Annotated in this window: 11 protein-coding genes; 6 read left to right on the forward strand and 5 right to left on the reverse strand. The window is 71.2% G+C overall.

The window, feature by feature from the left end:
• Positions 1 to 194: 194 nt before the first annotated feature.
• A complete protein-coding gene (locus tag ACQPZW_RS48800; protein ID WP_433792767.1) occupies positions 195 to 1772 on the forward strand; it encodes a metallophosphoesterase in 1578 nt (525 codons plus the stop codon).
• A 65-nt stretch (positions 1773 to 1837) separates the two neighbouring features.
• Positions 1838 to 4954 (forward strand): UvrD-helicase domain-containing protein, encoded by a 3117-nt coding sequence (locus ACQPZW_RS48805; RefSeq protein ID WP_433797873.1) that lies wholly within the window; start codon positions 1838 to 1840, stop codon positions 4952 to 4954.
• Here ACQPZW_RS48805 and ACQPZW_RS48810 read toward each other — a convergent pair.
• Complete coding sequence (locus tag ACQPZW_RS48810) at positions 4936 to 5439, reverse strand: prepilin peptidase (protein ID WP_433792768.1); 504 nt, start codon at positions 5437 to 5439, stop codon at positions 4936 to 4938. The two genes, ACQPZW_RS48805 and ACQPZW_RS48810, sit on opposite strands and share 19 nt — an antisense overlap.
• Positions 5440 to 5719: 280 nt before the next feature.
• On the opposite strand from ACQPZW_RS48810, the gene ACQPZW_RS48815 reads away from it, so the two are divergent.
• From ACQPZW_RS48815 to ACQPZW_RS48830, 4 genes are all read left to right on the forward strand, one after another.
• Entirely contained in the window at positions 5720 to 6313 is a 594-nt protein-coding gene (locus tag ACQPZW_RS48815) for an LppU/SCO3897 family protein (protein WP_433792769.1), read from the forward strand.
• A gap of 91 nt (positions 6314 to 6404) precedes the next feature.
• Positions 6405 to 7610 (forward strand): AAA family ATPase, encoded by a 1206-nt coding sequence (locus ACQPZW_RS48820; protein WP_433792770.1) that lies wholly within the window; start codon positions 6405 to 6407, stop codon positions 7608 to 7610.
• 27 nt (positions 7611 to 7637) lie between these two features.
• On the forward strand, positions 7638 to 8147 hold the full coding sequence (locus tag ACQPZW_RS48825) for a DoxX family protein (RefSeq protein ID WP_433792771.1): 510 nt from the start codon (positions 7638 to 7640) through the stop codon (positions 8145 to 8147).
• A gap of 220 nt (positions 8148 to 8367) precedes the next feature.
• Complete coding sequence (locus ACQPZW_RS48830; protein WP_433792772.1) at positions 8368 to 9783, forward strand: glycosyltransferase family 87 protein; 1416 nt, start codon at positions 8368 to 8370, stop codon at positions 9781 to 9783.
• A gap of 29 nt (positions 9784 to 9812) precedes the next feature.
• Here the strand turns inward: ACQPZW_RS48830 and ACQPZW_RS48835 are convergent, their stop codons facing one another.
• From ACQPZW_RS48835 to moaC, 4 genes are read right to left on the reverse strand one after another with little or no spacing between them, the layout of a single operon-like run.
• A complete protein-coding gene (locus ACQPZW_RS48835) occupies positions 9813 to 10229 on the reverse strand; it encodes a molybdenum cofactor biosynthesis protein MoaE (RefSeq protein ID WP_433797874.1) in 417 nt (138 codons plus the stop codon).
• Positions 10230 to 10258: 29 nt separating this feature from the next.
• Complete coding sequence (locus ACQPZW_RS48840) at positions 10259 to 11476, reverse strand: molybdopterin molybdotransferase MoeA (RefSeq protein WP_433792773.1); 1218 nt, start codon at positions 11474 to 11476, stop codon at positions 10259 to 10261.
• Between the two features lie 35 nt (positions 11477 to 11511).
• Complete coding sequence (locus tag ACQPZW_RS48845; RefSeq protein ID WP_433792774.1) at positions 11512 to 12012, reverse strand: MogA/MoaB family molybdenum cofactor biosynthesis protein; 501 nt, start codon at positions 12010 to 12012, stop codon at positions 11512 to 11514.
• Positions 11985 to 12425, reverse strand: a complete 441-nt coding sequence (gene moaC, locus ACQPZW_RS48850) for a cyclic pyranopterin monophosphate synthase MoaC (protein WP_433797875.1) — start codon at positions 12423 to 12425, stop codon at positions 11985 to 11987. The genes ACQPZW_RS48845 and moaC overlap by 28 nt, the downstream gene beginning before the upstream one ends.
• Between the last annotated feature and the right edge of the window lie 329 nt (positions 12426 to 12754).

A 12754-nucleotide genomic window follows, 5' to 3' on the forward strand; every position in this document is an offset into this window, starting at 1 on the left:
GCGCCAGGCTTCCAGATCGAGCCCGCCGTGTCGTGGGGCTGGACCGTCGGCCCTAGGGAAAGGCACACGGATGCTGAGACACCGCTGAGGGCCGGGTACGCCGCCGATGCCGGGAGGCTCGGGCGTTCGGGGACACTTGGTCGGGCAAGCTGAAGGGCTCGGCCACGAGAGTGGGCGGCTGGGGAGGGTCTGGGTTGTTGCTGTTCTTCGCGGTGGTTCTGCTCGGGATCGGTCTGATCCACTACTACCTGTGGAAACGACTGGTTCGTGATCCACTGCCGCCGGGCCTGGGGCGCCGCGTCGGGACGGTCGTGGCGGTGCTGCTCTGTGTCCTCGCTCCGGTGACGATGATCGGGGTTCGCGCGGGCTACTTCATGTGGCTGTCGTGGCCCGGATACCTCTGGATCGCCGTGATGTTCTACCTGCTGGTGGTGCTCGCGGTCCTGGAGATTCCACGACTGTTGCTGATGCGTCTGTGGGCGGGCTCCGGGCGTACCGCCCAGAAGACCGTCGACGTGCCGGCGCCGATCCGGCCCGCCGAGGAGACGCAGCCCGCAGCCAGCAGGTCGCAGGCGGCCACGCGTCCGGGTGGGGCAGCCATCACTCAACCGGCCTCGACCACTCAGGCTGGTGCGGCATCGCCCCAGGCGACAGCAACCGTGGAAGCCCCCGGACCACCGGCGGAAACCCGACCCGGAGCCGACAGCAGAGCGGCGGCAACCGCCGGGAACGGGCGCGACCCGGCTGGCGCGGGCGGCGCGGCAGGCGCGGGCGGACCAGCAGGCGCGGGCGGAGCGGCGAGCAAAGGCGGACCAGCGGACGCGAGCGGAGCGGCGAGCAAAGGCGCGCCAGCGGACGCGGGCGGACCGGCGAGCGAGGCGGGCACGCCGGAGAGCGGAGTGTCGACACCCGCCGGCGACGGGCCCGCGGGCGACGCGGAGGAGCGGCGTGGGATCGAGCGGCGGCTTCTGCTGGCCCGCGGCACCGCGATCTTCGCCGGGCTGACGGCCGCGGGCATCACCGGCTACGGGGTGAAGACCGCGACCGGCGCCCCGCAGATCGACCGGGTCCAGCTTCCGATGGCGAAGCTTCCCCGAGCGATGGACGGCACCCGCCTGGCGGTGGTCTCCGACATCCACATCGGCCCGCTGACCGGTGTGAACCACGCGCAGCGCATCGTTCAGGTGATCAACTCGGTGAACGCCGACCTGGTCTGCGTGGTCGGCGACCTGGTCGACGGCAGTGTGGCCGAGCTGGGCCGGTTCGCCGCGCCGCTGGCCGGCATCGAGTCGCGGCACGGGGCGTTCTTCGTGACCGGCAACCACGAGTACTACTCGGGCGCCGAGGAGTGGGTCGAGGAGGTGGCCCGGCTCGGTATCCGGCCGCTGCGCAACGAGCGGGTGGCGATCAACGGGCTGGACCTGGCAGGCGTGAACGATCTGAGCGGCGAGGAGCAGGGTGACGCCCCCGACTTCGCCCGCGCGCTGGGCGACCGGGACACCGCCCGGCCGGTGGTCCTGATGGCCCATCAGCCGGTGGCAGCCGTGGAGGCCGCTCCGTTCGGGGTGGATCTGCAGGTCTCGGGTCATACGCATGGTGGCCAGATGGCCCCGTTCAACCTGCTCGTGAAACTCCAGCAGCCGGTAGTCTCCGGCTTCGGGGAGGTGGACGGCGTGCCGGTCTACGTGACCAACGGCGCGGGTTTCTGGGGTCCACCGGTGCGCGTCGGCGCGCCCCCGCAGGTCACCGTCATCGAATTGCGTACGGCATAACCCATCAAGATCGGTAAGTGTGTTTGAGCGTGGCGAAGCTTGGCGAGACCGGCGGCCGTGACAGGATGCGAGGTGTGGAGGTCAGCACGGATACGTATGTCGCGGACCTGCACATTCATTCGCGCTTTTCACGGGCGTGCAGTCGTGATCTGACGCTGCCCAACCTGGCGTGGTGGGCGCGTCGTAAGGGCATCGCCCTGCTGGGTACCGGTGACTTCACCCACCCGGCCTGGTTCGAGCACCTCAAGGAGAGTCTGGAGCCGGCCGAGCCCGGCCTGTTCCGGCTCACCGACGAGAAGCCGGTGACCAAGCGACTCCCGGGCTCGCTGCGTGGCACCGTGCCGGCCCGGTTCATGTTGAGCGTGGAGATCTCGACGATCTACAAGCGCGACGACAAGACCCGCAAGGTGCACCACCTGCTCTACGCTCCCGACTTCGCGTCGGTGGAGCGGATCAACACGGCGCTGTCACGGATCGGGAACCTGACCGCGGACGGCCGACCGATCCTCGGACTGGACTCGCGTGACCTCCTGGAGATCACCCTGGAGGCGGGCGGCTATCTGATCCCGGCGCACATCTGGACGCCGTGGTTCTCGGCGCTGGGCTCGAAGTCGGGCTTCGACGCGATCGCCGACTGCTATGCCGACCTGGCCGAGCACGTGACCGCGGTGGAGACCGGCCTGTCGTCGGACCCGGAAATGAACTGGCGGGTCTCCAGCCTCGACCGGTATCGCCTGGTCTCGAACTCTGATGCGCATTCCCCGGCGGCCCTGGCCCGCGAGGCCACGCTGTTCACCGGCACCCCGGACTACTTCGCGGTGAAGGACGGCATCGGCCTGGCCGGGACGCTGGAGTTCTTCCCGGAGGAGGGCAAGTATCACGCCGACGGCCACCGGGCCTGCGGTGTGAACTGGGAGCCGGCGAAGACCCGTGCGGCGAACGGCCGTTGCCCGGAGTGCGGCCGCCCGTTGACGGTCGGTGTTCTGAGCCGCATCGAGGATCTGGCCGACCGCCCGCTGGGGTTCCACCGGGACGACCATGTCGAGCACCTGATCCAGTTGCACGAGATCCTCGGCGAGATCCACGGTGTGGGCCCGAAGTCGAAGACGGTCGAGTCCCAGCTGAACCACCTGGTCGCGACGCTCGGCGCGGAGTTGGACATTCTGCGGAAGGTGCCGGTCGACGAGATCGGCAAGGCCGGCGGCGAGGAGTTACGGGAGGCGATCACTCGACTGCGGCGCGGCGATGTGCGGCGAGTGCCCGGCTATGACGGCGAGTACGGCGTGATCACGCTGTTCGACCCGGGTGAGCTGCGCAACCGCAACAGCGCTCCGCAGACGGAGACGCTCTTCGACTTCCCCGCGACGCTGCCGAAGCCGAAGGCCGAGCCGGTGAAGGCGAAGGCGAAACCGGCGAAGGAGAAGCCGGCCCCGCCGCCGCTGGCTCCGCCGCCGAGCCCGCACGAACCGTTCGAGCCGATGCTCGCCGGGATGGAGGAGGTCGGCACCGGCCTGCTGGACCGTCTCGACGCGATGCAGCGGGTGGCCGCGTCGGCGCCGGGCGGGCCGTTGCTGATCGTCGCGGGGCCGGGCACGGGCAAGACACGGACGCTGACGCACCGGATCGCGTACCTCTGTGCCGAGCTGGGTGTCTTCCCCGAGCGCTGCTTGGCGATCACGTTCACCCGGCGGGCCGCCGCGGAGCTGAAGGAGCGTCTGGAGGCGCTGCTCGGTGACGTGGCCGAGGACATCACCGTGGGCACGTTCCACGCGCTGGGCCTGACCGTGCTGAAGGAGAACGCGAAGGCGGCCGGGCTCGGTTCGAGCTGGCGGATCGCCGACGAGCACGAGCAGACGCAGGCTCGGGAGCAGGCCGGGGACGACGACGCTGCGTACCGCAAGCTGCTGCGCCAGCAGGATCTGGTGGATCTCGACGATCTGATCAGCGTGCCGGTGACGCTGCTGCGCGAGGATCCGGCACTGGTCGAGAAGTACCGCCGCCGCTGGCAGTGGATCTTCGTGGACGAGTACCAGGACGTCGACGAGCTGCAGTATCAGCTTTTGCGCCTGCTCAGCCCACCGGACGGCAACCTCTGTGCGATCGGCGACCCGGACCAGGCGATCTACTCGTTCCGTGGCGCCGACGTGCAGTATTTCCTTCGGTTCAACACCGACTTCGTGGATGCCCGGCTGGTTCGGCTGACCCGTAACTACCGGTCGTCGGCGCCGATCCTGGCCGCCGCCGTGCAGGCGATCGCGCCGACCACCCTGGTGAGTGGCCGCCGGCTCGACCCGGCCCGGCTGGATCCGGAGGCCTCCCTGGTCGGCCGGTATTCGGCCCGCAGCGTCGCGGACGAGGCCGACTTCGTGGTCCGGACGATCGACGAGCTGGTCGGCGGGTTGTCGCATCGATCGCTCGACTCGGGTCGGGTCGACTCCCGTACCGCGGCCGTCGGCAACCTGTCGTTCTCGGACATCGCGGTGCTGTACCGCACGGACGCGCAGTCCGGGCCGATCGTCGATGCACTGTCCCGCGCCGGAATTCCCGTGCAGAAGCGCTCGCACAACCGGCTGCGTGACCGTCCCGGTGTCCCGGAGATCGCCCGGGAGCTGCGGCATGCCGGAGGCGCGAGTGGACCGTTGCGGGCCCGGGTGAAAGCGGCCGGTGAGACGCTGGCCCAGCGGTGCGCGGCGCCGACTCTGGACGGGGCGCAGCCGGCTCCCGAGGATGTCCGGCTCGCCGTCGAGCTGTTGCTGCCGCTGGCCGACCGGACCGGTGACGATCTTCCGCTCTTCCTTCAGCAGCTGGCGACCGGGGCCGAGGTGGACGCGCTGGATCCGCGGGCCGGCGCGGTCAACCTGCTGACGCTGCACGCCGCCAAGGGCCTGGAGTTCCCGGTGGTGTTCCTGGTCGGTTGTGAGGACGGGCTGCTGCCGCTGCGCTGGCCGGGTTCGACGCCGTCGGAGGAGGAGGTCGCCGAGGAGCGGCGGCTGTTCTTCGTCGGCTTGACCCGTGCCCAGGACCGGCTCTACGTCAGCGGCTCGGCGAAGCGGTTCCGGCACGGCAGTGAGCGGGAGCAGCGGCCCACCCCGTTCCTCGATGTGATCGATTCCGGACTCTTCGAGAAGCTGGGCGAGGCTGGTCCCGCCCGTCCGAAGGATCGTCAGCTCAGGTTGCTGTAACGGGGATCGACGATTGTCGTCGCCAGGACGAAGCCTGCGAGGAGTGCCGGGCCGAACGGGATGGGCCGTCCCTTCCGGGTCACCAGCAACCAGGTGGCGACAGCACCGTTGAGCAGGTGGGCGGTGCCGAGGCAGACGGCCACCGCCGGCCAGCCCGCGAACCCGAGCAGGAACGCCAGTGCCGCCCCCAGTTTCACGTCGCCGAGGCCGAGTCCGTGCCCGGGTAGCAGGGCGATCGCCAGATAGGCGGCGCCGACCAGCAGGCCCGCGGCCAGCGCCGGGAGGGTCCGGTCCGGCGCGAGCAGGCCGAGCGGGATGCCCGCGCCCAGAGCGATCATGCCGACCAGTCGGTCGGGCAGGCGCAGACAGCCGAGGTCGATCATCGCCAGCAGCAGTCCGGGAATCACCGCGAGCAGGTGGATCGGCAGTTGCGGGGCCGGGCCGAGAGCCGCCGCCAGCATTCCGGCGATCAGCGCGAGCGTCACCGAAGGCCAGGGTCCGCCGGTGCCGCAGGCCGGTCCGGCGTGGATCCAGCCAGACGCGCCTGATGGGTACCCCGCACCGCATCGGCCACACGCGGAGCGGGCCGGTGAGCCGAAGGGGACGGTCAGCCGGTGGGCGATCCGGGGGAGGAACGCGCCGGCCGTGGCACCGAAGAGCATCGACAAGATCACTAGTTGTGACGACACGAAGGTGAAAGGTATCCGATTGTCCGCCGCACGCTACGGTGTCAGGCGGCGCAGACCGCTTCTGGAAGGACCCCCGATGTCGCAGAACGGGCCTTACCCCGGTCAGTCATGGCCGAGCGGTAGCCCTGAGCAGCCGTATTCGGAGCCCTCGGATCCGTGGGTCGGTCAGGCGCAGGACATCCCCCAGCAGCAGGCGTTCGTGCCGCCGCCGGAGTGGCAGAAACCGGAGTGGAAGAAGCCGCCCGCCCGCCGCGGCTTCGCGATGGGCGCCACGATCGCCGCGCTGAGCGTGCTGATCGGCGGGGGCGTCGCGACCGCGGCCTGGTTCACACTGGGCAACAAGAAGGAGCCGTCGGGCAGCGGTGCCACCGCGGCCACGGTGCCGGCCGCGCCGGGGGCCCGGCCGCAGCCCAGTGCGGACGCGCGGTTCGCGGCGAAGGGCCAGTGTGTCCGTAACGAGGGCTCGAACACCGAGCCCAAGCTGCGGATCGTGGTGTGCACGGCGAACACCTACGAGATCTTGAAGCGCATCGACGGCCGGACCACGGGCGAGAAGGATGCTGTCAAAAAGTGCGGTACAGTCCCGAAATACACCAAGTGGTACTACTACGACACTGAGTACGACGACGTCGATTTCGTTCTGTGCCTGCGCGAGTATGAGCCTGTCTAGCGCTTTCTAGCGACAGAGCTAGATCAGCTTAGAGGGTGATATCGAGCGGACTCTAGCGCTGACGCTAGAGAGCCCGATACGGTGCTACGTCATGGATCCGGTGCGGAACCCGTACGCTCCCGGCGCCGGCCAGCGCCCACCCGAGCTGGCCGGACGCGGCCGCGAGCTGGACGTCTTCGACGTGGTGCTGGAGCGGGTGGCCCGTGGCCGCCCGGAGCGCAGCCTGGTCCTGACCGGCCTGCGCGGTGTCGGCAAGACGGTGCTGCTCAACACCCTGCGCTCGGCCGCGATCGGGCGGCTCTGGGGCACCGGCAAGATCGAGGCACGCCCGGACCAGTCCCTGCGGCGCCCGGTCTCCGGCGCGCTGCACATGGCCATCCGCGAGCTGGCGCCGCATCATCGGGACCCCGACCGGGTGGACGAGGTGCTCGGGGTGCTCAAGGCGTTCGCGCTACGGGCCAACGACGGCAACGCCAAACTGCGCGATCGCTGGGCGCCGGGCATCGACGTGCCGGCGGCCCGCGGGCGTGCCGACTCGGGTGACATCGAGATCGACCTGGTCGAGCTCTTCACCGACGCGGCGTCGCTGGCCACCGACGTGGGGACCGGGATCGCGCTGTTCATCGACGAGATGCAGGACCTGAGCGCGACCGACGTGTCGGCGCTGTGCGCGGCCTGTCACGAGCTGTCCCAGCTGGGCGCGCCGCTGATCGTGGTGGGTGCGGGGCTGCCCCATCTGCCGGCCGTGCTGTCGGCGGCCAAGTCTTATTCGGAACGGCTCTTCCGCTACGCCCGGATCGACCGGCTCGATCGGGACGCGGCGGATCTGGCGCTCGGCGTGCCGGCCGAGCGGGAGGGCGTGGAGTACGACCAGGAGGCGCTCGACCTGCTCTACGAGAAGTCGGGCGGGTACCCGTACTTCGTCCAGGCCTATGGGAAGGCGACGTGGGACCACGCCCCGCAGACGCCGATCACCGCCGACGACGTGCGGGTGGCCGCGCCGGAGGCGGAGGGTGAGCTGGCGGTCGGCTTCTTCGGGTCGCGGTTCGAGCGGGCCACCCCGGCGGAGCGGGAGTACATGCGGGCCATGGCCGCGCTCTCCGACGATCCGGGCAACGACATGGACGCCGCGGTGCCGACGTCGGAGATCGCGATCTCGCTGGGTCGTAAGCCGGCGAGCCTGTCCCCGGCGCGCGATGCGCTGATCAAAAAGGGACTCATCTACTCCGGCGAACGCGGAACGGTGGCGTTCACCGTCCCGCACTTCGGCCGTTACCTCAGAACGCAGCCGGTATGAGGCCGCGGTTGCGGGTATAACCGGGTGATGAGGCCCGTACGCACCGCAGCCCGCGCCCTGCTCGCGTCGATCTTCGTCGTGGAGGGCGTTCGCACCCTGGCCCGGCCGGAGACCCGCGCCGACGCGGTCCGCTCGCTCACCGACCGGGTGACCCCGCTGCTCGAGCGGACGGATCCACGCCTTCCCACCGATCCGCTCACCCTGGTCCGGGTCAAGGCGGCCGCCGACGTGGTGGCCGGCCTGGCCCTCGCCACCGGACGGTTCACCCGTCCGGCCGCGGCGGTGCTGGCCGTCGGGCTCGTGCCGCACACGCTCACCGAGGGGGGCGGCCGCGAGCCACTGCTGCGCAACCTCGGCCTGCTCGGCGGGCTTCTCCTCGCGGCGGTCGACACGGAGGGCCGTCCGGGTCTTCGTTATCGGACATCGCATGCGGTCGACAGGAGCCAGCGCTCGGTGCGACGCGCGGTCCGTACCGCCCGGCGGGAGGCCAAGATCGCCGCCGCCTCGGTCGCCGCTGCGCGTAGATTGCCCGGATAACAACCTTCTTGCGGCCTTTGCGTTAAAGCGGACGAGGGGCCGCGCGGTCGGTCAGCGCCTTCCAAGCTCGCTTCCGCTCGGCAACGCCCTGCCGCCGTCTCCGACCGCTGCGCTCTACGCGCCGGCGGCCGGGCCGACCGGCAGGACGTGCCGTGCCCGGGAACGAGACGGGGGTCGCGCCATGCCGGCAATCAGGAACATCACGCTTCGCGCTGCGCGCATGCGGGTCGCAACGGTCGCCGTCGGCGTGCTCGTCACGGCCGCGATCATCACTTTCTACCTGCATCGGTACGAACTGAGCACCCTCGCCGTCGAACACGAGGCGATCAAGGGATGGCTGGCCGGGGACGGGCTCTACGCGTACCGCTCCCCGAAGAACGAGTCGGGCGCCGCCCTGCCGCCCGCACTGGCGCTGATCGCGGTGCCCCTCACCCTGTTGCCGTTGCCGGCAGCAGGCACGCTGCTGGCCCTCGCCGGTCTGGCCGCCCTGTTGCTCAGCACCGTGATCATCGCCGGCCCGGTGGCGCGCCGGCACGGCTATCGTCGCGGCCCGTTCGTGCTGGCCACGGCCGGCCTGGCGCTCCTCGCCGAGCCGGTTCGCGCCGGGATCGGCCTCGGCCGCCCGGAGCTGCTCATCCTCGCCCTCCTCGCCGCCGATCTGGTCGGCCTGCGCCGGGCCGCGCGGGTCCGCGACCGTTCGCTGGCCGCTCTCCTGCGTTCGCGCCGTTCGTCCGGCGGCCGCCCGCGCGGCTCCCGGCTGGTCCATGCGCTCCGCGGATGTCCGGGTGATCCGTCGGAGTCGTCGAAGCGCTCCCGTCGCGAGGTCGACACGTCCGGCGGCGGGTGGAGGCGAATCCGGGCGAACGGAGCGTGGGCCGGCGCCGGCACGGGTCTGGCCGTGACGTTCAGCGCGACAGCCCTGCTCTTCGTGGTGTATCTACTGGTCACCCGGCAACGCCGGGCCGCTCTCACCGCCCTCGCCACCGCGGCGGCGGTCACCGTCGGCGTGCTCGTCGTGGCGCCCGCCGAGACCCTCATGTGGTACGGGACGACGATGTGGGAACTGGCCCGTCCCGCCCCGGTCAGCGACATCGACAATCAGGCTCTGGCCGGACTGATGGCCCGGCTGTACGGCTTCCCCGCCCCGCCGGTCCTGGTGTGGTTCGCGTTCGGCATCCTGATCGTGGCCGTCGGCCTGATCCGGGCCCGTTCCGCGCACACCGAGGGCGACGAGGTGGCCGCCTTCACCCTGGTCGGCCTGACCGTGGCCGTCGCGGGCCCGGTGACCACCGCCGCCGAGAGCCTGTGGCTGCTCCCGGCCATCCTGATCCTGGCCGACGCCGGTCTGCGCCGCCGCCGGAGCCTCCGCCCGTCGCGCCCGTCGCGCCCGTCGCGCTGGATCCGCTTCGCCGGCAGGCCGGCCCGGCGCACCGGAACCGGCCACCTGACCGCGGCCGCCGTCGGATATCTGCTCCTGGTCACCGCGCCCGAGTGGTCGCTCCGCTGGAACGTCCCCGCCCTGGCCCTGATCGTGCTGGTCAACACCCTCCCGTGGCGGCAGGGCTCACCGGCCCGGCCGGCGGCCCACCCGGTCGCGCACCGCCGAGCAGCCATCCCGTTACCGCGAGGCGGCTGACCCCCGGCCGGACGGGAGGACCTGCCCGATCAGGGGCAGTTGACCCATTCCTCGGTGCCGTCGCGGAAGACCTGACGCTTCCAGATCGGCAGCCGCGCCTTGGCCTCGTCGACCAGGCGGCCGCACGCGGCGAACGCCGCCGCACGGTGAGCCGTGCTGACCGAGGCGACCAGGGCCACGTCACCGATCTCCAGGGTGCCGATCCGGTGGGACACGGCGACCGCGTAGACGGCCGGGTCGGCGGCGATCTCCTCGGCCACCTCGCGCAGGATCGCGGCGGCCGTCGGATGCCCTTCGTATTCCAGAAGGGTGACGCCGCGACCGTGGTCGTGATCACGGACGACGCCCTGGAAGGAGACGACCGCACCGGCCCGCGGGTCGGCGACGGCCGCCTCGTGCGCAGCCAGGTCGAGCGTCTCGTCCACGACCGCGGCCAATGCCACCAGACCGGGGGTGGAGGTGTCTGCAGGAGTGGTCACGGGCGCTCCCCGGGGGTCAGCGGAAGGGGCAGGAAGGGAACCGTGTCACCGGCGGCGGCCCGGGCGCCCGGACGAACCACGACGAACCCGTGCGAGTTGGCGAGACCGCGAAGCATGGCCGACCCCACATGCCCGGCCGGAGTGGCGGTACGCCCGGACGCGTCGAGAGTGGCGAGCGCCAGATGGGTGAACCCGCCACGGCCCGCCACCTCCGTGCCCGCGGTGATCGACGGCAGCACGGGCAACTCGCGGCCCTGAAGTCCGGCTAGCAGCGGGGCCACCAGCGTGACCAGCGCGATCACCGCAGACTGGGGGTTGCCGGGCAGACCGGCCAGGAAGCGGAACCGCCCGTCCGGCCCCGGCACACGAGCCAGCAGCATCGGGAAGCCGGGCCGCACGGCGACGGTGTTCACGATGTACTCCGCGCCGAGCTCGGCCAGCGCCGGATGCAGGTGGTCGACCGGTCCGTGCATGGTGCCGCCGGTGGTGCAGACCAGATCGGCGACGTCGAGGGCGCTGCGGATCGCGTCGACGTGGGCGGCCAGGGTGTCCTTGACCGGGCCCTGCACCGACTCGACGGTCGCGCCGTAACGCCGTAGCCAGCCGGGCACCTGCGGGCCCAGGGAGTCGCGGACCCGGCCCCCACCGGGCGGGCCGGCGGTGAGCAGCTCGTCGCCGAAGACCAGCAGGGCCGCGCGGGGCGTCGATCGTACTGAAAGAGTCTCGTAACCACAGGTGGCCGCAACGCCGACGACGGCCGGGTCAATCGCGGCGCCGGCCGGGAAGAGCTCCTCGCCGCGGTGTGCCTCCTCGCCGGGGAGCCGCCAGTCGGGGATGGTGCGCGGCTCGCCGGAGACGCGGCCGTCCGCGCCGGTCACCGAGTCCTCGATGCGGATCAGGGCGGTCGCGTTGTCCGGCACCATGGCGCCGGTGGCGATCTCGACACAGTCACCGTCCGCGGTGAGCGGCGCCGGTGTGCCGCCGGCGAGGACACGCCCGACCGGTCGCCACGGGCCCGCGCCCCGCACCGCCCATCCGTCGATGCTCGACGTCGGGAAGGCGGGCAGGTCGGTGAGGGCACGCAACGGCTCGGCGAGGGTCCGGCCGTCGGCGGCGGTCAGCGGAATCTCCTCCGCGCCACCAGCCGCGTCCCGGCCCGCCCGATAGGCGAGCGTGCGCGCCAGTTCCCAGTCCACAGCGGTCGACTCGGTCACCTGGAAAGCCTAGCGCCCCGCCAACCCGGCCGCGCTCAGTGGTCGCCGCCGCGAATCTGGTCCACCGTGTGGGCGAGCAGGGGCCCGAGCACGGCCAGCCCGTCCTTGGCGCCGCCGGTCGAGCCGGGCAGGTTGACGATCAGGGTGCGCCCCGCGACTCCGGCAAGCCCGCGGGACAGAGCCGCCGCCGGCACCCGGTCACGGCTGTGGGCGCGGATCGCCTCGGCGATGCCCGGGATCTCGAAGTCGAGCAGGCCGCGGGTCGCCTCGGGGGTGCGATCGGTCGGGGTCACCCCGGTTCCGCCGCTGGTCAGGATGACGTCGACACCGTCGGCGACGGCGGCGCGGAGGGCTTCGGCGACGGGCTCCCCGTCGGGTACGACAACCGGTGTCTCGTCCACATCGCAGCCCAGCTCGCGGAGCCCGGCGACGAGGCGGGGCCCGCTGGTGTCGGCGTAGACCCCGGCCGCCGCCCGGTTGGACGCGACGACGACTCTGGCTCGGATGGTCACGGGCGGTCCTCCGGGCGTACCCAATCTCCGGTCTTGCCGCCCTCCTTACGCAGCACCCGGACGGCTTCCAGGCTGGCCGCGGGGTCGACCGCCTTGATCATGTCGATCATCGCGAGGCCGGCCGTGGCGACGGCGGTGAGAGCCTCCATCTCGACGCCCGTCCGGTCGGCGGTCTTGGTGATCGCGGTGATCTCGACGGTGTCGACGGTGACCTCGAGCTCCACCTTGACGCCGTGCAGACCGATCGGGTGGCAGAGCGGGATCAGATCCGGCGTCCGTTTCGCACCCATGATCCCGGCCAGCCGGGCAACGGCGAGAGCGTCACCCTTGGGCAGGCCGTCGCGGCGCAGCAGGTCGACGACGTCGGCGGTGGTACGGACCCGGCCGGCGGCGATGGCACGACGGTCGCTCACCGCCTTGGCGGACACGTCGACCATGCGCGCCGCACCGGTCTCGTCGACGTGGGTGAGGTGGCTTTCCTGGGGCATACCGGGAGCTTAGTTCTCATCGGTGCCGTATTTGCTTCACATGCCGTCCACACTGCTCAGCAATGCTGCGGCGGCTATGGAAAATGGAATTCACGATGGTCGGGCCTAGCGATTCACATCGCATTGAGTTTCCATTCCGAAACTGTCAGTAACGAACTGTCACGCTATTGTCGCATTCTGCGCATAGCGACACGATCCACTGGAAACCGGCACGTGATCGGCCTAACTTCTGTCCTGTCAGGACGGCACGGACAAAAAGGAGGAAACGGCCATGACCC

The organism is Actinoplanes sp. CA-252034, assembly GCF_050956125.1.
GTDB lineage: Bacteria > Actinomycetota > Actinomycetes > Mycobacteriales > Micromonosporaceae > Actinoplanes.